The organism is Bacillus siamensis (assembly GCF_051628075.1).
Lineage (GTDB): Bacteria > Bacillota > Bacilli > Bacillales > Bacillaceae > Bacillus > Bacillus siamensis.
Window position 1 is genome coordinate 110505 of the sequence record NZ_CP155579.1, and the last position, 23071, is coordinate 133575.

Annotated in this window: 23 protein-coding genes and 2 other annotated features; all 23 genes read left to right on the top strand. The window is 45.2% G+C overall.

From position 1 onward, the window contains the following. The first annotated feature begins 8 nt into the window (after positions 1-8). The 23 genes from ispD to fusA all read left to right on the top strand — a co-directional run bounded on the left by ispD (position 9) and on the right by fusA (position 22964). Positions 9-707 carry a 2-C-methyl-D-erythritol 4-phosphate cytidylyltransferase gene (gene ispD, locus ABDB98_RS00600; protein ID WP_438421077.1) on the top strand — a complete coding sequence of 233 codons (699 nt, stop codon included), beginning with the start codon at positions 9-11 and terminating at the stop codon, positions 705-707. Then, positions 700-1176: a 2-C-methyl-D-erythritol 2,4-cyclodiphosphate synthase gene (gene ispF / locus ABDB98_RS00605; protein WP_016935912.1), complete on the top strand. Its 477-nt coding sequence runs from the start codon at positions 700-702 to the stop codon at positions 1174-1176. The genes ispD and ispF overlap by 8 nt, the downstream gene beginning before the upstream one ends. Before the next feature lie 91 nt (positions 1177-1267). Next, positions 1268-2719 (top strand): glutamate--tRNA ligase, encoded by a 1452-nt coding sequence (gltX, locus tag ABDB98_RS00610; protein ID WP_438421078.1) that lies wholly within the window; start codon positions 1268-1270, stop codon positions 2717-2719. A gap of 2 nt (positions 2720-2721) precedes the next feature. Then, positions 2722-2955 (top strand) — a binding site (T-box leader). 74 nt (positions 2956-3029) lie between these two features. Then, complete coding sequence (gene cysE, locus ABDB98_RS00615; RefSeq protein ID WP_007410393.1) at positions 3030-3683, top strand: serine O-acetyltransferase; 654 nt, start codon at positions 3030-3032, stop codon at positions 3681-3683. After that, positions 3680-5080 carry a cysteine--tRNA ligase gene (cysS, locus tag ABDB98_RS00620; RefSeq protein WP_016935910.1) on the top strand — a complete coding sequence of 467 codons (1401 nt, stop codon included), beginning with the start codon at positions 3680-3682 and terminating at the stop codon, positions 5078-5080. The genes cysE and cysS overlap by 4 nt, the downstream gene beginning before the upstream one ends. Positions 5081-5084: 4 nt before the next feature. Continuing rightward, a complete protein-coding gene (locus ABDB98_RS00625; RefSeq protein WP_016935909.1) occupies positions 5085-5516 on the top strand; it encodes a Mini-ribonuclease 3 in 432 nt (143 codons plus the stop codon). Then, entirely contained in the window at positions 5500-6249 is a 750-nt protein-coding gene (rlmB, locus tag ABDB98_RS00630) for a 23S rRNA (guanosine(2251)-2'-O)-methyltransferase RlmB (protein ID WP_438421079.1), read from the top strand. Before ABDB98_RS00625 ends, rlmB begins: the two co-directional genes overlap by 17 nt. A gap of 6 nt (positions 6250-6255) precedes the next feature. Beyond that, entirely contained in the window at positions 6256-6768 is a 513-nt protein-coding gene (rae1, locus tag ABDB98_RS00635) for a ribosome-dependent mRNA decay endonuclease Rae1/YacP (RefSeq protein WP_438421080.1), read from the top strand. A 62-nt stretch (positions 6769-6830) separates the two neighbouring features. After that, positions 6831-7487, top strand: coding sequence for an RNA polymerase sporulation sigma factor SigH (gene sigH / locus ABDB98_RS00640; protein ID WP_003156415.1), 657 nt, complete (start codon positions 6831-6833; stop codon positions 7485-7487). A gap of 89 nt (positions 7488-7576) precedes the next feature. Further along, on the top strand, positions 7577-7726 hold the full coding sequence (rpmG, locus tag ABDB98_RS00645; RefSeq protein ID WP_003156421.1) for a 50S ribosomal protein L33: 150 nt from the start codon (positions 7577-7579) through the stop codon (positions 7724-7726). Between the two features lie 32 nt (positions 7727-7758). Then, the gene (gene secE, locus ABDB98_RS00650; protein WP_003156422.1) at positions 7759-7938 is read left to right on the top strand and encodes a preprotein translocase subunit SecE; all 180 of its coding nucleotides are present in this window, start codon (positions 7759-7761) and stop codon (positions 7936-7938) included. Positions 7939-8102: 164 nt separating this feature from the next. Beyond that, positions 8103-8636 carry a transcription termination/antitermination protein NusG gene (nusG, locus tag ABDB98_RS00655; RefSeq protein WP_003156423.1) on the top strand — a complete coding sequence of 178 codons (534 nt, stop codon included), beginning with the start codon at positions 8103-8105 and terminating at the stop codon, positions 8634-8636. Positions 8637-8803: 167 nt separating this feature from the next. Beyond that, complete coding sequence (gene rplK, locus ABDB98_RS00660; RefSeq protein WP_003156430.1) at positions 8804-9229, top strand: 50S ribosomal protein L11; 426 nt, start codon at positions 8804-8806, stop codon at positions 9227-9229. Positions 9230-9323: 94 nt separating this feature from the next. Continuing rightward, on the top strand, positions 9324-10022 hold the full coding sequence (gene rplA, locus ABDB98_RS00665) for a 50S ribosomal protein L1 (RefSeq protein WP_045514073.1): 699 nt from the start codon (positions 9324-9326) through the stop codon (positions 10020-10022). Positions 10023-10070: 48 nt separating this feature from the next. Beyond that, positions 10071-10213: a sequence feature (ribosomal protein L10 leader region), on the top strand. 63 nt (positions 10214-10276) lie between these two features. Further along, on the top strand, positions 10277-10777 hold the full coding sequence (gene rplJ, locus ABDB98_RS00670; RefSeq protein ID WP_003156433.1) for a 50S ribosomal protein L10: 501 nt from the start codon (positions 10277-10279) through the stop codon (positions 10775-10777). A gap of 41 nt (positions 10778-10818) precedes the next feature. After that, positions 10819-11190 carry a 50S ribosomal protein L7/L12 gene (gene rplL / locus ABDB98_RS00675; protein ID WP_045927006.1) on the top strand — a complete coding sequence of 124 codons (372 nt, stop codon included), beginning with the start codon at positions 10819-10821 and terminating at the stop codon, positions 11188-11190. A 91-nt stretch (positions 11191-11281) separates the two neighbouring features. Further along, positions 11282-11887, top strand: a complete 606-nt coding sequence (locus tag ABDB98_RS00680; protein WP_438421081.1) for a class I SAM-dependent methyltransferase — start codon at positions 11282-11284, stop codon at positions 11885-11887. 243 nt (positions 11888-12130) lie between these two features. Continuing rightward, positions 12131-15712, top strand: coding sequence for a DNA-directed RNA polymerase subunit beta (gene rpoB / locus ABDB98_RS00685; RefSeq protein ID WP_003156440.1), 3582 nt, complete (start codon positions 12131-12133; stop codon positions 15710-15712). 62 nt (positions 15713-15774) lie between these two features. Then, a complete protein-coding gene (gene rpoC, locus ABDB98_RS00690; protein ID WP_016935905.1) occupies positions 15775-19374 on the top strand; it encodes a DNA-directed RNA polymerase subunit beta' in 3600 nt (1199 codons plus the stop codon). Positions 19375-19542: 168 nt separating this feature from the next. Next, a complete protein-coding gene (locus tag ABDB98_RS00695) occupies positions 19543-19791 on the top strand; it encodes a 50S ribosomal protein L7ae-like protein (RefSeq protein ID WP_438421082.1) in 249 nt (82 codons plus the stop codon). A gap of 115 nt (positions 19792-19906) precedes the next feature. After that, positions 19907-20323, top strand: a complete 417-nt coding sequence (rpsL, locus tag ABDB98_RS00700; protein ID WP_003156445.1) for a 30S ribosomal protein S12 — start codon at positions 19907-19909, stop codon at positions 20321-20323. Positions 20324-20362: 39 nt separating this feature from the next. Beyond that, positions 20363-20833, top strand: a complete 471-nt coding sequence (gene rpsG, locus ABDB98_RS00705; protein WP_003156447.1) for a 30S ribosomal protein S7 — start codon at positions 20363-20365, stop codon at positions 20831-20833. A 52-nt stretch (positions 20834-20885) separates the two neighbouring features. Beyond that, positions 20886-22964 (top strand): elongation factor G, encoded by a 2079-nt coding sequence (fusA, locus tag ABDB98_RS00710; RefSeq protein ID WP_438421083.1) that lies wholly within the window; start codon positions 20886-20888, stop codon positions 22962-22964. Positions 22965-23071: the final 107 nt, after the last annotated feature.

Here is a 23071-nt window from a genome sequence, read left to right on the forward strand (position 1 = left end):
AGTTAATGATGGAGTATGTCGTAGTCATTCCGGCTGCCGGACAAGGGAAACGGATGAAGGCCGGGAAAAATAAGCTGTTCATCGGCTTAAAGGGTGCGCCTGTTATTATACACACACTGCGGGTTTTTGAAAGCCACGCACCTTGTCAGAAAATAATCCTGGTGATAAACGAGAGTGAACGGGAAGATTTTCGTCAGCTGCTTGCCCAGTTTCCGGTTAAAGCGGAAATTGAGCTTGTCACCGGCGGAGCGGAGCGTCAGCATAGTGTATACGAAGGACTGAAAGTGATTGATGAGGAGTCCGTCGTCCTTGTTCATGACGGGGCGCGACCGTTTGTCACGCATCAGCATATCGATAAACTCGTTGAAACAGCAGAAGAGACGGGAGCGGCTGTCCTGGCTGTTCCTGTGAAAGACACGATAAAACGGGCGGAAGGCTCCCGGGTTGCGGAGACCTTTGACCGTTCAAGCTTGTGGGCCGTTCAAACGCCGCAGGCTTTTCGTCTTTCTTTATTGAAAAAGGCGCATAGGGAAGCGGAAAACAAAGGCTTCTTAGGTACGGATGACGCCAGTCTCGTCGAGCGTCTTGATGGCTATCAGGTGAGTATCGTTGAAGGCAGCTATACCAATATTAAGCTGACAACGCCGGATGATCTGATATCAGCGGAAGCAATCATGAAAGCGGAAAGTGGGAATCATAATGTTTAGAATCGGACAAGGATTTGACGTGCATCAACTAACGGAAGGCCGTCCTCTCATCATCGGCGGAATTGAAATTCCTTATGAAAAAGGGCTGCTCGGGCATTCCGATGCGGATGTATTGCTGCACACGGTTGCAGATGCGTGCCTCGGAGCGGTGGGTGAAGGAGATATCGGCAAGCATTTCCCGGATACTGATCCGGAATTCAAGGATGCGGATTCTTTTAAGCTGCTTCAGCATGTCTGGAACATTGTCAAAGAAAAAGGGTACGTACTCGGAAATATAGACTGCACGATTATTGCGCAAAAGCCGAAAATGGCGCCGCATATTGATGCGATGAGAAAACGAATAGCGGAAGGCCTTGAGGCAGACGTCTCTCAAGTAAATGTAAAAGCGACAACGACAGAAAAGCTCGGGTTTACCGGAAGAGCCGAAGGAATTGCCGCTCAGGCGACCGTTCTGATCCAAAAAGCCTGATCATTATTTTGATGCCCGGTCTATTTGGTGGTAGAATAGATACATATATTCGGCTAGAGGCTACAGATGAGATGAAAGGAAGTATTTGAACATGGGAAATGAAGTACGCGTCCGCTATGCACCGAGTCCGACCGGACATTTGCATATCGGTAACGCCAGAACGGCGCTTTTTAACTATTTATTTGCCCGCAGCCAAGGCGGAAAGTTTATTATCCGGATTGAGGATACGGACAAAAAGCGAAATATCGAAGGCGGGGAGCAAAGCCAGCTTAACTATCTGAAATGGCTCGGCATAGACTGGGATGAAAGTGTGGATGTCGGCGGAGAATACGGCCCGTACCGCCAGTCTGAACGAAATGACATTTACAAAGAGTATTATGAAGCGCTTCTTGAGAAAGGGCTTGCTTATAAATGTTTCTGTACGGAAGAAGAACTTGAGAAAGAACGTGAAGAGCAGATCGCCCGCGGGGAAATGCCGCGCTATTCAGGCAAACACAGAAACCTGACTCAGGAAGAGCAGGAGCAGTTTTTAGCCGAAGGAAGACAGCCGAGCATCCGTTTCCGCGTGCCGGAAGGAAAAATCATCACTTTTAACGATATCGTAAAAGGCGAGATTTCTTTTGAATCAGACGGTATCGGCGACTTCGTCATCGTTAAAAAAGACGGTACACCGACGTATAACTTTGCTGTCGCAATTGACGATTACCTAATGAAAATGACGCACGTGCTCCGCGGTGAGGACCATATTTCAAATACACCGAAACAAATCATGATCTTCCAGGCGTTCGGCTGGGATATTCCTGAATTCGGACATATGACGCTTATCGTGAACGAAAGCCGCAAAAAATTAAGTAAACGTGATGAATCAATTATTCAGTTTATTGAGCAGTATGATGAGCTGGGTTACCTGCCTGAAGCGCTGTTTAACTTTATCGGACTTCTCGGTTGGTCTCCTGTCGGTGAAGAAGAGCTCTTCACAAGAGAACAATTTATTGAAATTTTTGATGTGAATCGTTTATCTAAGTCACCGGCTCTGTTTGATATGCATAAACTGAAATGGGTCAACAACCAATACGTCAAAGCGCTGGATCTTGATCAAGTTGTTGAACTGACCCTGCCTCACCTGCAAAAAGCAGGAAAAGTCGGCACTGAGCTTTCTGCTGAAGAGCAGGAATGGGTGCGTAAGTTAATCTCTCTTTACCATGAGCAATTGAGCTACGGTGCTGAAATTGTCGAGCTCACTGATTTGTTCTTTAAGGATGAGATCGAGTATAATCAAGAGGCAAAAGCCGTTCTGGCAGAAGAACAGGTGCCTGAAGTGCTCAGCGCATTTGCTGCGAAGCTTGAAGAGCTTGAAGAATTCACGCCAGAGCAGATCAAAGCCTCAATTAAAGCCGTTCAGAAAGAAACAGGCCATAAAGGCAAAAAGCTGTTCATGCCGATTCGTGTAGCGGTTACCGGCCAGACGCACGGTCCGGAGCTTCCGCAGGCTATTGAGCTGATCGGCAGAGAAACAGCCGTAAAACGCCTGAAAAGCATTTAAATATACGATTGTTGACAGGGAAGAGTATAAAACAATGACCATTACAGAAAGAATCTTCATCGGCTGAGAGAGATTCATGCGTTATGTTTTAGAAGTGCGCCCTTAAGACCTTTGAAGAACATTTCTGCGGAAATCAGTATTTAAAGGCGGCCGCCGCCGTTACCGGCTTTAAAGTTGGGAAAACAGCGTTTTGTTTTTCAAACAGAGTGGAACCGCGCGGTAAAAGCGTCTCTGTCATGTTTACATGCAGAGGCGCTTTTTTTATAGGCGGAAAAACAGACTGGAGCGGGGAGAGAATGGGGGGAAGCATGTGTTTTTTAAAATGCTAAAAGAAGACATAGATACAGTGTTCGATCAAGATCCGGCAGCAAGAAGCTATTTTGAAGTTGTTTTAACTTATTCTGGTTTACATGCTATATGGGCGCATCGGATTGCACATGCTTTATATAAACGGAGATTTTTCTTCCTTGCGCGCCTGATATCACAGATAGCCCGTTTCTTTACCGGAATTGAAATCCATCCCGGCGCGACCATCGGGAGAAGGTTTTTCATTGATCACGGTATGGGAGTCGTCATAGGGGAAACATGTGAAATCGGCAATAACGTGACGGTATTCCAAGGTGTCACTCTCGGGGGAACGGGAAAAGAAAAGGGAAAGCGGCATCCGACCATTAAAGATGATGCTTTAATTGCAACGGGGGCGAAGGTGCTCGGCTCTATAACAGTCGGGCAAGGCTCTAAAGTAGGGGCCGGCTCCGTTGTGCTGCGTGATGTTCCCGACTTTTCAACCGTTGTCGGCATACCTGGAAAAGTCGTCATTCAGAACGGAAGAAAGATCAAACGCGATCTCAATCACCAAGACTTGCCCGATCCGGTTGCTGACCGGTTAAGAGCATTGGAGCAGCAGATTTTTGAGCTGCAGGCTGAACTGGAAGATAAAAAAGAAAGGATCAACCAAAAATGACCATTACACTTTATAATACATTGACACGGAAAAAGGAAACATTCGTTCCTCTTGAGGAAGGAAAAGTAAAAATGTACGTGTGCGGACCGACTGTATACAACTATATTCATATCGGAAACGCCCGTCCTGCGATTGTGTATGATACCGTACGCAACTATTTGGAGTATAAGGGATACGATGTTCAATACGTATCGAATTTTACAGATGTTGATGACAAATTGATTAAGGCGGCTAATGAGCTCGGCGAGGACGTTCCGACCGTTTCTGAGCGGTTTATTAAAGCTTATTTTGAAGATGTGGGCGCCCTCGGATGCCGGAAAGCGGACCTTCACCCTCGGGTTATGGAGAACATGGACGCCATTATTGAATTTGTCAGCGAGCTGATTAAAAAAGGCTACGCTTATGAATCGGAAGGCGACGTCTATTTCAAAACAAGAGCCTTCGAAGGCTACGGCAAGCTTTCACAGCAATCAATTGATGAACTCAGATCGGGCGCCCGTATCCGTGTCGGTGAGAAGAAAGAGGATGCGCTGGACTTTGCTCTTTGGAAAGCCGCCAAAGACGGAGAAATTTCATGGGATAGCCCTTGGGGAAAAGGCCGCCCGGGCTGGCACATTGAATGCTCGGCAATGGTGAAAAAATATTTGGGTGACGAAATCGATATTCATGCCGGCGGTCAGGACCTGACATTCCCGCACCATGAGAACGAAATCGCCCAATCTGAAGCATTAACAGGCAAGACATTCGCAAAATACTGGCTTCACAACGGTTACATCAATATAGATAATGAAAAAATGTCAAAATCGCTCGGCAACTTTGTTTTGGTGCACGATATCATTAAGCAGTATGACCCGCAGCTTTTGAGATTTTTCATGCTGTCCGTTCATTACCGCCACCCGATCAACTATTCGGAAGAGCTGCTTGAGAAAACAAAAAACGCGTTTAACCGCCTGAAGACGGCCTACAGCAATTTAAACCATCGTTTGATTAGCAGCACGAATCTGACTGACAATGATGATGAATGGCTCGCTAAAATCGAAGAGCACCGCGCTGCATTTGAAGAAGCGATGGATGATGATTTTAATACGGCGAATGCGATTTCTGTCTGGTTTGATTTGGCGAAGCTTGCCAACTACTACATGCAGGAGGACAATACGGCGGATCACGTCATTAAAGCCTTCATCAGCATGTTTGACCGAATCGGATCCGTTCTCGGACTTACGCTCGGCGAAGAAGAGCTTGTCGATGAAGAGATTGAAGAATTGATCGAGAAGAGAAATGAAGCCCGCCGCAATCGCGATTTTGCTTTGTCAGACCAGATTCGCGATCAGCTGAAAAGCATGAATATCATTCTTGAAGATACGGCTCAGGGAACTCGCTGGAAGCGGGGAGAGTAAGCGGATGCTTCAATTTGAACAAATCAAAGATTCAAAGCAGTTAAACGGTCTTGCGCTCGCTTATATGGGTGATGCCATTTTTGAAATATATGTCCGGCATCACCTGCTTAAGCAGGGCCATACGAAACCGAATGACCTTCATAAGAAGGCGAGCCGGATCGTATCGGCAAAATCACAGGCAGACATTCTGTTCCGCCTTCAGGAAGAATCCTTTTTCACGGAGGAAGAGGAAGCTGTGGTGAGAAGGGGAAGAAACGCGAAATCAGGGACGACGCCTAAAAACACAGATGTACAGACGTACCGCCATAGTACAGCTTTTGAGGCTTTGCTCGGATATCTTTTTCTTGAGAAAAGAGAAGAAAGACTGAATCAGCTGATTACAGAAGCTATACAAGTCGGGACGTCAGGGAGGAAAACAAATGAGTCAGCAACATGATTACGTCATAGGAAAAAACGCGGTAATTGAGACGTTAAAGTCGGATCGCAAACTCTATAAGTTATGGATGGCGGAAAACACGGTAAAAGGACAGGCGCAGCAAGTGATGGAACTTGCTAAAAAGCGCGGCGTCACCATTCAATTTGTGCCGAGAAAAAAACTCGATCAGATGGTGGAGGGGCAGCATCAGGGAGTTGTCGCCCAGGTGGCGGCATATGAATATGCACAATTAGACGAATTATATAAAAGAGCGGAACAGAGAAACGAACAGCCTTTCTTTCTCATATTGGACGAGCTGGAAGACCCTCATAATCTCGGTTCTATCATGAGAACGGCTGACGCTGTCGGCGCGCACGGCATCGTGATTCCGAAACGCAGAGCGGTCGGGCTGACTTCAACAGTCGCAAAAGCATCGACCGGTGCCATTGAACATATTCCTGTCGTGAAGGTGACCAATCTTGCCCGGACACTTGATGAGATGAAGGAGCGGGGCATTTGGATCGTGGGAACGGATGCATCCGCCCGGGAAGACTACCGCTCTATGGACGGCAAAATGCCTTTGGCGCTCGTTATCGGAAGCGAAGGCAAAGGAATGGGCCGTCTTGTGAAAGAGAAATGTGATTTTCTCATTAAGCTTCCGATGGCCGGAAAAGTCACGTCTCTGAATGCATCGGTAGCGGCCGGCCTTCTGATGTATGAAGTCTACCGGAAACGCAATCCTTTAGGGGAATAAAGACAAATGGACATCCTATTAGTAGACGGATACAACATGATCGGAGCTTGGCCGCAGCTAAAGGATTTAAAAGCGAACAGTTTTGAAGAAGCGAGAGATGTGCTGATTCAGAAGATGGCGGAGTATCAGTCGTACACGGGAATCAAAGTCATTGTGGTGTTTGACGCACATCTGGTAAAAGGCATAGAGAAAAAACACACGAATCACAGAGTCGAAGTGATTTTCACACGGGAGAATGAAACGGCGGATGAGCGGATTGAGAAGCTTGCACAGGCGCTGAATAATATTGCGACACAGATTCATGTCGCAACCTCTGATTACACGGAGCAGTGGGCGATTTTCGGACAAGGGGCTCTCCGCAAATCCGCCCGGGAGCTGCTGAGGGAAGTGGATGCGATAGAACGCCGGATTCAAAGACGGGTTTCAGAGATCACTTCCGAAAAACCCCCGGGTAAAATCGAACTGTCCGAAGAGGTTTTGAAAACGTTTGAAAAGTGGCGGCGCGGCGGCCTGGATTAGGTTGACGCTTTTTCGCCCATTAATGTATAATATTTCTATCTACGTGCGCCGGGGGGATCGCAGTGAATCTACAGAACAGCAAGGGAAAATTCAACAAAGTGCAGTTTTGCCAGTTGGAGGACGAGCAGGTCATTGAAAAGGTTCATGTTGGGGATAGTGATGCGTTAGATTACTTGATTACGAAGTACCGTAATTTTGTACGGGCGAAAGCCAGGTCTTATTTTTTAATAGGGGCCGACAGAGAAGATATTGTACAGGAAGGGATGATAGGCTTATATAAGTCTATCCGAGACTTTAGGGAGGACAAGCTTACTTCATTTAAAGCTTTTGCAGAATTATGCATTACCCGCCAGATTATTACCGCAATAAAGACAGCTACCCGTCAGAAACACATTCCTTTAAATTCTTATGTTTCTTTAGACAAGCCAATTTTTGATGAAGAATCAGACAGAACACTGCTTGATGTCATTTCGGGCGCAAAAACGTTAAACCCTGAAGAAATGATTATTAATCAGGAAGAATTCGATGATATTGAGATGAAAATGGGAGAACTGCTGAGTGATCTGGAGAGAAAGGTGCTTGTTTTGTACTTGGACGGAAGAAGTTACCAAGAAATTTCAGATGACTTAAACCGACACGTAAAATCAATTGATAATGCCCTGCAGCGCGTGAAGCGCAAGCTTGAGAAGTATTTAGAAATAAGAGAAATCAGCCTGTAGCGGGTTTCTATGTCATATTGACAGAATTTTTCTGACTGTGCTATTTTATTAAGATAAATGAATGTCTATTTAGGAAAAGGTGTATCGACATGAGAAAAAAGATTACGCTGGCATGCAAAACATGCGGAAATCGTAATTATACGACAATGAAAAGCTCTGCATCAGCGGCTGAGCGGTTAGAAGTTAAGAAGTACTGCAGCACTTGCAATTCACATACAGCTCATTTAGAAACAAAATAGTGTTCGCTTTTTAAATTGTGGAGGTCTTTTACATGCGCATGATGAGTTTCTTTAAAGATGTTGGGAAAGAAATGAAAAAGGTTAGCTGGCCTAAAGGCAAAGAGTTAACGCGCTATACGATCACGGTGATTTCAACGGTTATCTTTTTTGTTATCTTTTTTGCCCTCCTTGATACAGGAATTTCTCAATTAATTCGTTTAATAGTTGAATAATGATCAGCAATACGTGCTATAATAGATCATAATATCGTTTGCCAAAACCCGTTCAGCGGGTTTTTTATTGTGTTGAAAAAAGGATTCATAGGCTCTGAGCCTATTTTTTGTTTTACACTTCATTTTTAAATGCGGGGAGGGAAGGACTGCAGAGTCCTGATAGAATGGAAAAGAATTGGTATGTTGTTCATACGTATTCCGGTTATGAAAACAAAGTAAAAGCAAACCTTGAAAAACGTGTGGAATCAATGGGAATGCAGGATAAAATTTTCCGCGTGGTCGTTCCTGAAGAAGAAGAGACTGATATTAAGAACGGCAAGAAAAAAGTAGTCAAAAAGAAAGTGTTCCCGGGTTATGTGCTTGTTGAAATCGTCATGACTGATGATTCTTGGTATGTGGTCCGCAACACGCCGGGCGTTACCGGTTTCGTCGGATCAGCCGGTTCAGGCTCAAAGCCGACTCCGCTTCTTCCTGGCGAAGCGGAAACCATTTTAAAACGGATGGGCATGGATGAGCGGAAAACCGACATTGATTTTGAATTGAATGAGACAGTCAAAGTCATAGACGGGCCATTCGCCAACTTTACAGGATCAATTGAAGAGATTGATTATGATAAGAGCAAAGTGAAGGTATTCGTTAACATGTTCGGCCGTGAAACGCCGGTTGAACTGGAATTTACCCAGATCGACAAATTGTAATGTGAAAAAACTTGAAATTGCTATATATTAATGATAATATAGCAAAGGTACGTCTTGGACTAATCCAAGGCAGCTAGCTTGATATTTCGTCATTCATATAAAGAATGAAACCTTGAGTGGGAGGGTTTACCCTATTACCACATCACGGACTTAAGGAGGTGTGTCTCGTGGCTAAAAAAGTAGTAAAAGTTGTAAAATTGCAAATTCCTGCTGGAAAAGCTAACCCAGCGCCGCCAGTTGGACCTGCACTAGGTCAAGCCGGTGTAAATATCATGGGATTCTGTAAGGAGTTTAACGCTCGTACAGCTGACCAAGCTGGTTTAATCATTCCTGTTGAAATTTCGGTTTACGAAGACCGTTCATTTACATTTATTACAAAAACTCCGCCTGCTGCAGTATTGCTTAAAAAAGCAGCTGGAATTGAGTCTGGTTCTGGTGAACCAAACCGTAATAAAGTGGCAACCGTTAAGCGCGATAAGGTTCGCGAAATCGCTGAAACGAAAATGCCTGACTTAAACGCAGCAGACGTTGAAGCGGCAATGCGCATGGTTGAAGGTACTGCCCGCAGTATGGGTATCGTTATCGAGGATTAATTTGTTTCTTGTCGGGTTGCGAGTTTTCACAAGTTCGCAACCCTTATTCGTGGGAGGTTATTCCGCTATAACCACATAAGGAGGAAATTTTAAAATGGCTAAAAAAGGTAAAAAGTACGTTGAAGCTGCGAAGCTTGTAGACCGTGCAAAAGCTTACGACGTCGCTGAAGCAGTGGCGCTTACTAAAAAAACAAACACAGCTAAATTCGACGCTACAGTTGAAGTTGCTTTCCGTTTAGGGGTTGACCCTCGTAAAAACGATCAGCAAATCCGCGGAGCAGTCGTTCTTCCTAACGGAACTGGTAAAACTCAGCGCGTGCTTGTATTCGCTAAAGGCGAAAAAGCAAAAGAAGCTGAAGCTGCCGGTGCAGACTACGTCGGCGATTCTGATTACATCACGAAAATCCAGCAGGGCTGGTTCGAATTCGATGTAATCGTTGCGACTCCTGACATGATGGGTGAAGTCGGTAAAATCGGCCGTGTGCTCGGACCAAAAGGTCTTATGCCAAACCCTAAAACAGGAACTGTTACATTCGAAGTAGAAAAAGCAATCGGCGAAATCAAAGCTGGTAAAGTTGAATACCGCGTTGATAAAGCTGGTAACATCCATGTTCCGATCGGAAAAGTTTCTTTCGAGGATGAAAAACTTGTTGAGAACTTCACAACAATGTATGATACAATCCTGAAAGCAAAACCGGCTGCGGCTAAAGGTGTTTACGTGAAAAACGTTGCCGTTACTTCTACTATGGGCCCTGGTGTCAAAGTAGACGCTTCTACTTTCAACGTAAAATAATATTTGACTTTAGATCAGCATTCTGATATGATTCAAAATGTTGTAAAATATAATATGTCATTTATACCGTAGACAGCAGGGGCCGTTAAGGCTTAATATCCTGCCGAGGTGTATATATATCACAGCTATTACGTTACGTATGCTTGTATATACAGCCTCCATGTCCACATGGAGGCTTTTTATATGGAATCGTCGTCACAGTCGTGATCACCTAGCGGTATAAGTGTTACACAAAATCTACAGGAGGTGTAACCATGAGCAGCGCAATTGATACAAAAAAAGTTGTTGTTGAAGAGATTGCTTCTAAACTGAAAGAAAGCAAATCAACGATCATCGTTGACTACCGCGGACTTAACGTTTCTGAAGTAACTGAACTCCGTAAACAGCTTCGCGAAGCTAACGTAGAGTTCAAAGTGTACAAAAACACAATGACTCGCCGTGCGGTTGAACAAGCTGAACTTGATGGTTTGAATGATGTCTTAACTGGACCGAATGCGATCGCATTCAGTACTGAAGATGTTGTCGCTCCGGCGAAAGTTCTTAACGAGTTCGCGAAAAACCACGAAGCTCTGGAAATCAAAGCGGGCGTTATCGAAGGTAAAGTATCTTCTGTTGAAGAAGTGAAAGCTCTTGCTGAACTTCCTTCACGCGATGGCTTACTTTCTATGTTGCTTAGCGTACTTCAAGCTCCAGTTCGCAACCTTGCACTTGCAGCTAAAGCAGTTGCAGACCAAAAGGAAGAACAAGGCGCTTAATCTGATTTTACCCTAAAATAAAACAAATGGAGGAATTTCAAATGGCTTTAAATATCGAAGAAATCATTGCTTCCGTTAAAGAAGCAACTGTACTTGAATTGAACGACCTAGTAAAAGCAATCGAAGAAGAATTTGGCGTAACTGCTGCTGCTCCTGTAGCTGTAGCTGGCGGAGCTGCTGCTGGCGGCGCTGCTGAAGAGCAAAGCGAATTCGACCTTATCCTTGCTGGTGCAGGTGCTCAGAAAATCAAAGTTATCAAAGTTGTTCGTGAAATCACTGGTCTTGGCTTGAAAGAAGCTAAAGAACTTGTTGACAACACTCCAAAACCACTTAAAGAAGGTATTGCGAAAGAAGAAGCTGAAGAGCTTAAAGCTAAACTTGAAGAAGTTGGCGCTTCTGTAGAAGTTAAGTAATCTTCACTTGCCTGTAGGGGAAGCTCGCTTTTATGAGGCGGGCTTTTTCTTTGCTTTTCTTTAAGCGCCATTAAAAAAGGAGGTTCTAATAATGAGTGGACACTATTATTCAGAAAAACCTTCAGTCAAAAGCGATAAACAGACATGGTCATTTACACTGCGGAACAGATCTTATACATTCACAAGTGACAGCGGCGTTTTCTCAAAAAAGGAAGTTGATTTCGGTTCGCGTGTCTTAATTGAAGCGTTTGAAGAGCCTGAGGTTGATGGTGACTTCCTGGATGCAGGCTGCGGCTACGGCCCGATCGGTCTGTCGCTCGCCGGTGAATTTACAGACCGGACCGTGCACATGATTGACGTGAATGAAAGAGCCGTAGAGCTGTCAAATGAAAATGCAGAAAAAAACGGAATAAAAAACGTTCGGATTTATCAGAGTGATTTATTTTCAAATATTGATTCTGCTCAAACATTTGCTTCTATTATTACAAACCCCCCAATCCGCGCCGGAAAAAAAGTTGTCCATGCCATTTTTGAAAAAAGCGCTGAGCATTTAAGGGCTTCAGGTGAGTTGTGGATCGTTATACAGAAAAAACAGGGCGGGCCTTCTGCCATTGAAAAACTGAAGGAGCTTTTTGACGAAGTTTCCGTCGTTCAAAAAAAGAAAGGCTATTATATCATAAAAGCAAAAAAAGTTTGACTTGAATTTTCAGCTATGTTAATATTGTAAAATGCCAATGTATATATTTTGCATGATATGCTGAATAATCATAGTGCATGTATAAATTATACAAACATGGAAATGCTAATAAAATCGGTATTTGTTTTTGGATGTGGTTTTCTTAATTAGAAACCCTTTTTTCTTTTGTCTTGTAAAAGTATTTCTTTATCGTAAGGAATGCTTATTACACATATAATACGCATGATTTGAGGGGTGAATCAGTTGACAGGTCAACTAGTTCAGTATGGACGACACCGCCAGCGCAGAAGCTATGCTCGCATTAGCGAAGTGTTAGAATTACCAAATCTCATTGAAATTCAAACCTCTTCTTATCAGTGGTTTCTTGATGAGGGTCTTAGAGAGATGTTTCAAGACATATCACCAATTGAGGATTTCACTGGTAACCTCTCTCTTGAGTTCATTGACTACAGTTTAGGAGATCCTAAGTATCCCGTTGAAGAGTCAAAAGAACGTGATGTGACTTACTCAGCTCCGCTGAGAGTGAAGGTTCGTTTAATTAACAAAGAAACTGGAGAGGTAAAAGACCAGGATGTCTTCATGGGTGATTTCCCTATTATGACAGATACCGGTACTTTTATCATCAACGGTGCAGAACGTGTTATCGTATCTCAGCTTGTTCGGTCTCCAAGTGTATATTTCAGTGGTAAAGTAGACAAAAACGGTAAAAAAGGTTTTACCGCGACTGTCATTCCAAACCGTGGCGCATGGTTAGAATACGAAACTGATGCGAAAGATGTTGTGTATGTCCGCATTGATCGCACACGTAAGTTGCCGGTTACGGTTCTTTTGCGTGCTCTCGGCTTCGGTTCCGATCAAGAGATTCTCGATCTCATTGGTGAGAACGAATATCTCCGCAATACACTGGATAAGGACAACACTGAAAACAGTGACAAAGCGCTTCTTGAAATCTATGAGCGCCTTCGTCCGGGAGAGCCGCCTACAGTAGAAAACGCAAAAAGTTTGCTGGATTCCCGTTTCTTTGATCCTAAGCGATACGACCTTGCGAATGTAGGACGCTATAAAATTAATAAAAAGCTTCATATCAAGAACCGTCTGTTTAACCAGCGCCTTGCAGAAACACTGGTGGATCCTGAAACAGGTGAAATCCTCGCTGAAAAAGGGCAGATTCTTGACAGAAGAACACTTGATAAAGTACTGCCATACTTAGAAAATGGAATCGGCTTCAGAAAACTTTATCCTAACGGCGGCGTTGTCGAGGATGAAGTGATGCTTCAATCCATTAAAATCTATGCTCCTACTGATGCAGAAGGAGAGCAGACGATCAATGTGATCGGCAATGCTTACATTGAAGAGGCGATTAAAAACATTACGCCTGCTGATATTATTTCTTCTATCAGCTACTTCTTCAACCTCTTGCACGGAGTGGGCGACACTGATGATATCGACCATCTCGGAAACCGACGCCTGCGTTCTGTAGGTGAGCTCCTGCAAAACCAATTCCGTATCGGTTTAAGCCGGATGGAACGTGTCGTACGTGAAAGAATGTCTATTCAAGACACAAATACAATCACGCCGCAGCAGCTGATTAACATCAGACCTGTTATTGCGTCTATTAAAGAGTTCTTCGGAAGCTCACAGCTTTCTCAATTCATGGATCAGACGAACCCGCTTGCTGAATTGACGCACAAACGCCGTCTGTCAGCTCTCGGACCGGGCGGTTTGACGCGTGAGCGTGCAGGTATGGAAGTACGTGACGTTCACTACTCTCACTACGGCCGTATGTGTCCGATTGAAACGCCTGAGGGCCCGAACATCGGTTTGATTAACTCATTGTCATCATTTGCGAAAGTAAACCGCTTTGGTTTCATTGAGACGCCATACCGCCGCGTTGATCCTGAAACAGGAAAAGTAACGCCTAGAATCGACTACTTGACTGCTGATGAAGAGGATAACTATGTCGTAGCCCAAGCGAACGCTAAGCTGAGCGATGACGGTTCTTTCTTGGATGACAGCATCGTAGCCCGTTTCAGAGGGGAAAACACCGTTGTAGCCCGCAACCGCGTGGATTACATGGACGTATCTCCTAAACAGGTTGTATCTGCTGCGACAGCATGTATTCCGTTCTTGGAAAACGATGACTCGAACCGCGCCCTCATGGGAGCGAACATGCAGCGTCAGGCTGTGCCTTTGATGCAGCCGGAAGCTCCGATCGTCGGAACGGGTATGGAATACGTATCCGGTAAAGACTCCGGTGCAGCCGTTATTTGTAAACACCCTGGTATCGTTGAACGGGTGGAAGCGAAAAACGTATGGGTGCGCCGCTATGAAGAAATTGACGGCCAAAAAGTAAAAGGCAACCTGGATAAGTACAGCTTGCTGAAATTTGTCCGCTCCAACCAAGGTACGTGCTACAATCAGCGTCCGATCGTCAGTGTCGGCGATGAAGTAGTAAAAGGAGAAATCCTTGCTGACGGCCCTTCAATGGAGCTTGGTGAACTTGCTCTCGGCCGCAACGTAATGGTCGGCTTCATGACATGGGATGGTTACAACTATGAGGATGCCATCATCATGAGTGAACGCCTTGTGAAAGATGATGTATACACATCTATTCACATTGAAGAATATGAATCAGAAGCACGTGATACAAAGCTTGGACCGGAAGAGATCACCCGCGATATTCCAAACGTAGGGGAAGACGCGCTTCGCAACCTTGATGACCGCGGAATTATCCGTATCGGCGCGGAAGTCAACGACGGAGACCTTCTCGTAGGTAAAGTAACGCCTAAAGGTGTAACTGAGCTTACGGCTGAAGAACGCCTTCTGCATGCGATCTTTGGAGAAAAAGCGCGTGAAGTCCGTGATACTTCTCTCCGTGTGCCTCATGGCGGCGGCGGAATTATCCACGACGTAAAAGTCTTCAACCGTGAAGACGGAGACGAACTTCCTCCGGGAGTGAACCAGCTTGTACGCGTATATATCGTTCAGAAACGTAAGATTTCTGAAGGTGATAAAATGGCCGGACGTCACGGAAACAAAGGGGTTATCTCGAAGATTCTTCCTGAAGAAGATATGCCTTACCTTCCTGACGGCACGCCGATCGATATCATGCTTAACCCGCTGGGTGTACCATCACGTATGAATATCGGTCAGGTATTAGAACTTCACATGGGTATGGCTGCCCGCTACCTCGGCATTCACATCGCGTCACCTGTATTTGACGGCGCGCGTGAAGAAGATGTGTGGGAAACACTTGAAGAAGCAGGCATGTCAAGAGACGCTAAAACAGTGCTTTATGACGGCCGTACGGGAGAACCGTTCGACAACCGTGTATCTGTCGGAATCATGTATATGATCAAACTGGCACACATGGTTGATGATAAACTTCATGCCCGTTCTACAGGTCCTTACTCACTTGTTACGCAGCAGCCTCTCGGCGGTAAAGCCCAATTCGGCGGACAGCGTTTCGGTGAGATGGAGGTTTGGGCGCTTGAAGCTTACGGCGCAGCTTACACGCTTCAAGAAATCCTGACTGTGAAGTCCGATGACGTGGTCGGACGTGTGAAAACATATGAAGCCATCGTCAAAGGCGACAATGTTCCAGAGCCTGGTGTTCCGGAATCATTCAAAGTATTGATCAAAGAGCTTCAAAGCTTAGGTATGGACGTGAAAATCCTTTCAGGCGATGAAGAAGAAATAGAAATGAGAGATCTAGAAGACGAGGAAGATGCGAAACAAGCTGACGGCCTTGCATTATCAGGTGATGAAGCGCCGGAAGAAACAGCATCTCCAGACGTTGAACGTGACGCAGTAACGAAAGAATAGTCTGTGATTGATAAAGGCAAGTGACATCGGTTAATCCGAAGATAAAAAGGGAGGTAGGCCCCTTGCTAGATGTGAACAATTTTGAGTATATGAACATCGGTCTTGCTTCACCGGATAAAATCCGTTCATGGTCTTTTGGTGAAGTGAAAAAGCCTGAAACGATAAACTATCGTACATTGAAACCTGAAAAGGACGGCCTGTTCTGCGAACGCATTTTCGGACCGACTAAGGACTGGGAATGTCATTGCGGCAAGTACAAGCGGGTTCGTTATAAAGGCGTAGTTTGTGACCGTTGCGGAGTTGAAGTAACGCGGGCTAAAGTCCGTCGTGAGAGAATGGGGCATATTGAACTGGCTGCCCCGGTTTCTCACATTTGGTATTTCAAAGGTATTCCGAGCCGTATGGGTCTTGTATTGGATATGTCACCGCGTGCGCTGGAAGAAGTCATCTACTTTGCTTCTTACGTCGTAACTGACCCGGCCAATACACCGCTCGAAAAGAAACAGCTTTTATCCGAAAAGGAATACCGTGCGTATCTGGATAAGTACGGAAACAAATTCCAAGCCTCTATGGGTGCGGAAGCCATTAATAAACTTCTGCAGGACATCGACCTTGTCAAAGAAGTTGATATGTTAAAAGAAGAGCTGAAAACTTCTCAAGGCCAGCGCCGCACACGTGCGATCAAACGCCTTGAAGTGCTTGAAGCCTTCCGTAATTCAGGAAACAAGCCGTCTTGGATGATTCTCGACGTGCTTCCGGTTATTCCGCCTGAATTAAGACCGATGGTTCAGCTTGACGGCGGACGTTTCGCAACATCTGACCTGAATGACCTTTACCGTCGTGTCATCAACCGTAACAACCGTTTGAAACGCCTTTTGGACCTTGGTGCGCCCAGCATCATCGTTCAGAACGAAAAACGTATGCTTCAAGAGGCTGTCGATGCTTTAATTGACAACGGCCGCCGCGGACGTCCTGTAACAGGCCCTGGTAACAGACCGTTAAAATCTCTTTCTCACATGCTGAAAGGGAAACAAGGACGTTTCCGTCAAAACCTTCTTGGTAAACGTGTAGACTACTCAGGACGTTCCGTTATCGTCGTAGGTCCGCATCTGAAAATGTATCAGTGCGGATTGCCGAAGGAAATGGCGCTTGAGCTCTTCAAGCCATTCGTTATGAAAGAGCTTGTTGAAAAAGGTCTCGCTCACAACATCAAGAGCGCAAAACGCAAAATCGAACGCGTGCAGCCAGAAGTATGGGATGTACTTGAATCTGTCATTAAGGAGCATCCGGTCTTACTGAACCGTGCCCCTACGCTTCACAGATTAGGTATCCAGGCTTTCGAACCTACGCTTGTTGAAGGACGCGCCATCCGTCTTCACCCGTTAGTATGTACAGCTTATAACGCTGACTTTGACGGTGACCAAATGGCGGTTCACGTACCTTTATCAGCTGAGGCTCAAGCTGAAGCCCGCATTCTGATGCTTGCGGCCCAAAACATCTTGAACCCTAAAGATGGTAAACCGGTTGTTACGCCGTCTCAGGATATGGTATTAGGAAACTACTACCTGACACTTGAGCGCGCCGGAGCAGTCGGCGAGGGTATGGTCTTCAAAAATACGGACGAAGCGCTTCTTGCTTATCAAAACGGTTATGTCCACCTTCATACGAGAGTAGCTGTTGCAGCGAACTCCCTGAAGAATGTGACATTTACGGATGAGCAGCGTTCAAAACTGTTAATTACAACAGTCGGTAAGTTGGTCTTCAATGAAATTCTTCCTGAGTCATTCCCTTACATGAATGAACCTACGAAGAGCAACATTGAAGAGAAAACACCTGACCGTTTCTTCTTAGATAAAGGTGCTGACGTAAAAGCTGTGATTGCAGAGCAGCCGATCAACGCACCGTTTAAAAAAGGTATTTTGGGTAAAATCATCGCGGAAATCTTTAAACGATTCCATATCACGGAAACGTCTAAGATGCTTGACCGCATGAAAAACCTCGGTTTCAGATATTCAACGAAAGCCGGTATCACGGTAGGGGTTTCTGATATCGTCGTTCTCGATGATAAGCAGGAAATCCTCGAAGAAGCACAAAGCAAAGTTGATAATGTCTTGAAACAGTTCAGACGCGGTTTAATCACCGAAGAAGAACGATATGAAAGAGTCATTTCAATTTGGAGTTCAGCGAAAGATGTTATCCAAGGCAAACTGATGAAATCATTAGACGAAGTCAACCCGATCTACATGATGAGTGACTCAGGAGCCCGTGGTAACGCATCTAACTTTACGCAGCTTGCGGGTATGCGCGGTCTGATGGCCAACCCGGCTGGACGAATCATTGAATTGCCTATCAAATCAAGTTTCCGTGAAGGTCTGACGGTATTGGAGTACTTTATCTCCACTCACGGTGCGCGTAAAGGTCTTGCCGATACCGCCCTGAAAACAGCTGACTCAGGTTACCTTACACGCCGTCTTGTTGATGTTGCACAGGATGTTATCATTCGTGAAACAGATTGCGGAACTGACCGCGGTATTCTTGCAAAACCGCTTAAAGAGGGCACGGAAATCATCGAGCGTCTGGAAGAGCGTCTGATCGGACGTTTCGCCAGAAAACAGATCAAACATCCTGAGACGGGTGCTGTGCTCATTAACGAAAACGAATTGATCGATGAAGATAAAGCGCTGGAAATCGTTGAAGCCGGAATCGAAGAAGTGTGGATCCGTTCCGCGTTCACATGTAACACTCCTCATGGTGTATGTAAACGATGCTACGGACGAAACCTTGCAACCGGAACTGATGTTGAAGTCGGCGAAGCAGTAGGTATTATCGCTGCCCAATCTATCGGTGAACCTGGAACACAGTTAACAATGCGTACGTTCCACACAGGCGGGGTTGCCGGAGACGATATCACACAAGGTCTTCCGCGTATCCAAGAGCTTTTCGAAGCGCGTAATCCTAAAGGTCAAGCGACGATTTCTGAGATCGACGGTACAATTGCCGAAATCAATGAAGTCCGCGACAAACAGCAGGAAATTGTTGTTCAAGGCGCTGTTGAGACACGTTCATACACGGCACCTTACAACTCACGCCTGAAAGTGGCTGAGGGTGATCAGATTACCCGCGGTCAAGTACTGACAGAAGGTTCTATCGATCCGAAAGAACTTCTTAAAGTCACTGACCTGACAACGGTTCAAGAATATCTTCTGCATGAGGTTCAGAAGGTTTACCGTATGCAGGGGGTTGAAATCGGCGATAAACACGTAGAAGTAATGGTTCGCCAGATGCTTCGCAAAGTCCGTGTGATCGATGCCGGAGATACTGATGTTCTTCCTGGCACATTGCTTGATATTCACCAATTCACAGAAGCGAACAAAAAAGTGCTGCTTGAAGGCAACCGGCCTGCTACAGGGCGTCCTGTCCTTCTCGGTATCACGAAAGCTTCACTCGAGACAGATTCATTCTTGTCTGCCGCATCATTCCAAGAAACAACACGCGTTCTTACGGATGCTGCGATTAAAGGCAAGCGCGATGAGCTTCTCGGCCTGAAAGAAAATGTTATCATCGGTAAACTGGTTCCGGCCGGTACCGGTATGATGAATTACAGAAAAGTAAAACCTGTTTCAAACGTTCAGCCTTCGGAAGATATGGTTCCGGCTGAATAATGGAAACTGCTGCAGGAAAGGCTGTTTCGACAGCTTTTCCTCAGTATTACAATTATTCTGGCGGCGGACTGCACTAAAAAATGTCATACGATGTTGACATCCGTCTCGCAGAGTGATAATATAACCAAGGTGCTCGAAATAAAACCTGTTACTTTGGAGGATATGTTTATGTCTTATGATAAAGTATCACAGGCCAAATCAATTATTATTGGTACGAAGCAAACAGTGAAAGCTCTGAAACGAGGTTCAGTGAAGGAAGTCGTCGTGGCAAAAGACGCGGATTCAGTTCTTACGGCAGGCGTTATCCAGCTTGCAAAGAACCAAGAAATCGACGTCTGTATGGTAGATTCCATGAAAAAGCTCGGCAAAGCCTGCGGAATTGAAGTGGGAGCAGCAGCTGTTGCCATTATGTTATAGCGTACTTTTTGTTTTTATATAAGATGCCCATCTTGTGTAAAGACATTGTTTTTTGCCTAATGATGAACCACCTGGGTATGTGGGTTATAAAACGTAATGAAGGGAGGAACACAACATGCCTACAATTAATCAGCTAATTCGCAAGGGACGCGTGAGCAAAGTTGAAAACTCTAAGTCACCTGCACTAAACAAAGGATACAACAGCTTTAAAAAAGAGCACACTAACGTATCTTCTCCACAAAAACGCGGGGTATGTACTCGTGTGGGTACAATGACACCGAAAAAACCGAACTCAGCACTTCGTAAATATGCTCGTGTTCGTTTGACTAACGGAATCGAGGTTACTGCCTACATTCCTGGTATCGGTCACAACCTGCAAGAGCACAGCGTTGTACTGATCCGCGGCGGACGTGTAAAAGACTTACCGGGGGTACGCTACCACATCGTTCGTGGTGCGCTTGATACTGCCGGAGTTGAAAACCGTGCGCAAGGCCGTTCTAAGTACGGTACGAAACGCCCTAAAGCAAAGTAATCAAATAAATCATTAAAACTATGAAGGGAGGATATTCAGATGCCACGTAAAGGTCCTGTAGCAAAAAGAGATGTTTTACCTGATCCGCTTTACAACTCTAAGCTGGTATCCCGCCTGATCAACAAAATGATGATCGACGGTAAAAAAGGTAAATCTCAAACAATCCTATACAAGTCATTCGATATCATTAAAGAACGCACTGGCAATGATGCAATGGAGGTTTTCGAACAAGCATTGAAAAACATCATGCCTGTACTTGAAGTAAAAGCACGCCGTGTAGGTGGAGCTAACTACCAAGTGCCTGTAGAAGTTCGTCCTGAACGCCGTACAACTCTTGGTCTTCGCTGGTTGGTTAACTATGCGCGTCTTCGCGGAGAAAAAACAATGGAAGAGCGCCTGGCTAACGAAATTCTTGATGCAGCTAACAACACTGGTGCTGCCGTTAAGAAACGTGAAGACACTCACAAGATGGCAGAAGCGAACAAAGCATTTGCTCACTACCGCTGGTAGGATTCATATAATCAAAATAATAATTCCCTAATAAGGAAGGAGAAATTACCCAATGGCAAGAGAGTTCTCCTTAGAAAAAACTCGTAATATCGGGATCATGGCTCACATCGATGCCGGTAAAACGACGACTACAGAACGGATCTTGTTCTACACAGGCCGTATCCACAAAATTGGCGAAACTCACGAAGGTGCTTCGCAAATGGACTGGATGGAGCAGGAACAAGAACGCGGTATCACAATCACTTCTGCAGCAACAACTGCACAGTGGAAAGGTTACCGTGTAAACATCATCGATACACCGGGACACGTGGACTTCACAGTTGAAGTTGAACGTTCACTCCGTGTACTTGATGGTGCGGTTGCCGTACTTGATGCTCAATCAGGTGTTGAGCCTCAGACAGAAACTGTTTGGCGCCAGGCAACAACTTACGGAGTGCCGCGTGTTGTATTTGTCAACAAAATGGACAAAATCGGCGCAGATTTCCTTTACTCTGTAGGAACTTTAAGAGACCGTCTTCAAGCTAACGCTCACGCAATTCAATTGCCGATCGGTGCTGAAGACAACTTCGAAGGTATCATCGACTTAGTAGAAAACGTTGCGTATTTCTACGAAGATGACCTTGGAACTCGTTCAGATGCGAAAGAAATCCCTGGAGAGTACAAAGAACAAGCTGAAGAGCTTCGCAACAGCCTGATTGAAGCTGTAGCTGAGCTTGATGAAGAGCTTATGGAAAAGTACCTTGAAGGTGAAGAAATCACTATCCCTGAACTGAAAGCTGCAATCCGTAAAGGTACACTGAATGTTGAATTCTACCCTGTACTTGTTGGTTCTGCTTTCAAAAACAAAGGTGTTCAGCTTGTACTTGATGCTGTTCTTGACTACCTTCCTGCGCCAACTGATGTTGCTGCAATCAAAGGTGTACGTCCTGATACAGATGAAGAGATCGTTCGTCATTCTTCTGATGAAGAGCCATTCTCTGCACTTGCATTTAAAGTTATGACTGACCCTTATGTCGGTAAGCTGACGTTCTTCCGCGTATATTCCGGTACACTTGATTCCGGTTCATATGTAAAGAACTCTACAAAAGGCAAGCGTGAGCGCGTAGGACGTATCCTTCAAATGCACGCTAACAGCCGTGAAGAGATCTCTACTGTTTACGCTGGAGACATCGCAGCTGCTGTAGGTCTAAAAGATACTTCTACTGGAGATACTCTTTGTGATGAGAAGGATCTTGTAATCCTTGAATCCATGGAATTCCCAGAGCCAGTTATCGACGTAGCGATTGAGCCTAAGTCAAAAGCTGACCAAGATAAAATGGGTATCGCTTTAGCAAAACTTGCTGAAGAAGATCCTACATTCCGTACACAAACAAACCCTGAAACGGGTCAAACAATCATCTCTGGTATGGGTGAGCTTCACCTTGATATCATTGTTGATCGTATGAAGCGTGAGTTCAAAGTTGAAGCTAACGTTGGTGCTCCTCAAGTTGCGTACCGTGAGACATTCCGTACCGGTGCAAAAGTTGAAGGTAAATTCGTACGTCAGTCAGGCGGACGCGGTCAGTTCGGTCACGTTTGGATCGAATTTGAACCGAACGAAGAAGGCGCAGGCTTTGAATTCGAAAACGCAATCGTCGGTGGTGTTGTTCCTCGTGAATACATCCCAGCCGTACAAGCAGGTCTTGAAGACTCTCTTGAAAATGGTGTCCTAGCAGGATTCCCGCTAATCGACATCAAGGCGAAACTTTTTGATGGATCTTACCATGATGTTGACTCAAACGAAATGGCGTTTAAAGTCGCTGCTTCTATGGCATTGAAAAATGCAGTCAGCAAATGTAACCCAGTTCTTCTTGAACCAGTCATGAAAGTTGAAGTGGTTATTCCTGAAGAATACATGGGAGACATCATGGGCGATATTACTTCTCGCCGCGGACGCGTAGAAGGTATGGAAGCGCGCGGTAACGCTCAAGTTGTGCGTGCGATGGTACCTCTTGCTGAAATGTTCGGTTACGCTACTGCCCTTCGTTCTAACACGCAAGGTCGCGGTACGTTCACTATGTTCATGGATCACTACGAAGAAGTGCCGAAGAGCATTGCTGAAGAAATTATCAAAAAAAATAAAGGCGAATAATTGATTTTGCCACTTAACTCAAGTATAACTACTATTGTAAGATGAGGAAGTGAAGGCTTGCTTTCACTTTCTATCACTCTATACATCACTAATTAAAAGCTCTTAAG

Bases quoted from the DNA above. Each gene is read 5' to 3' on its own strand.
- ispD (WP_438421077.1), top strand. From the start codon at position 9: ATGGAGTATGTCGTAGTCATTCCGGCTGCCGGACAAGGGAAACGGATG.
- ispF (WP_016935912.1), top strand. From the start codon at position 700: ATGTTTAGAATCGGACAAGGATTTGACGTGCATCAACTAACGGAAGGC.
- gltX (WP_438421078.1), top strand. From the start codon at position 1,268: ATGGGAAATGAAGTACGCGTCCGCTATGCACCGAGTCCGACCGGACAT.
- cysS (WP_016935910.1), top strand. From the start codon at position 3,680: ATGACCATTACACTTTATAATACATTGACACGGAAAAAGGAAACATTC.
- ABDB98_RS00625 (WP_016935909.1), top strand. From the start codon at position 5,085: ATGCTTCAATTTGAACAAATCAAAGATTCAAAGCAGTTAAACGGTCTT.
- rlmB (WP_438421079.1), top strand. From the start codon at position 5,500: ATGAGTCAGCAACATGATTACGTCATAGGAAAAAACGCGGTAATTGAG.
- rae1 (WP_438421080.1), top strand. From the start codon at position 6,256: ATGGACATCCTATTAGTAGACGGATACAACATGATCGGAGCTTGGCCG.
- rpmG (WP_003156421.1), top strand. From the start codon at position 7,577: ATGAGAAAAAAGATTACGCTGGCATGCAAAACATGCGGAAATCGTAAT.
- secE (WP_003156422.1), top strand. From the start codon at position 7,759: ATGCGCATGATGAGTTTCTTTAAAGATGTTGGGAAAGAAATGAAAAAG.
- nusG (WP_003156423.1), top strand. From the start codon at position 8,103: ATGGAAAAGAATTGGTATGTTGTTCATACGTATTCCGGTTATGAAAAC.
- rplA (WP_045514073.1), top strand. From the start codon at position 9,324: ATGGCTAAAAAAGGTAAAAAGTACGTTGAAGCTGCGAAGCTTGTAGAC.
- rplJ (WP_003156433.1), top strand. From the start codon at position 10,277: ATGAGCAGCGCAATTGATACAAAAAAAGTTGTTGTTGAAGAGATTGCT.
- rplL (WP_045927006.1), top strand. From the start codon at position 10,819: ATGGCTTTAAATATCGAAGAAATCATTGCTTCCGTTAAAGAAGCAACT.
- ABDB98_RS00680 (WP_438421081.1), top strand. From the start codon at position 11,282: ATGAGTGGACACTATTATTCAGAAAAACCTTCAGTCAAAAGCGATAAA.
- ABDB98_RS00695 (WP_438421082.1), top strand. From the start codon at position 19,543: ATGTCTTATGATAAAGTATCACAGGCCAAATCAATTATTATTGGTACG.
- rpsL (WP_003156445.1), top strand. From the start codon at position 19,907: ATGCCTACAATTAATCAGCTAATTCGCAAGGGACGCGTGAGCAAAGTT.
- rpsG (WP_003156447.1), top strand. From the start codon at position 20,363: ATGCCACGTAAAGGTCCTGTAGCAAAAAGAGATGTTTTACCTGATCCG.
- fusA (WP_438421083.1), top strand. From the start codon at position 20,886: ATGGCAAGAGAGTTCTCCTTAGAAAAAACTCGTAATATCGGGATCATG.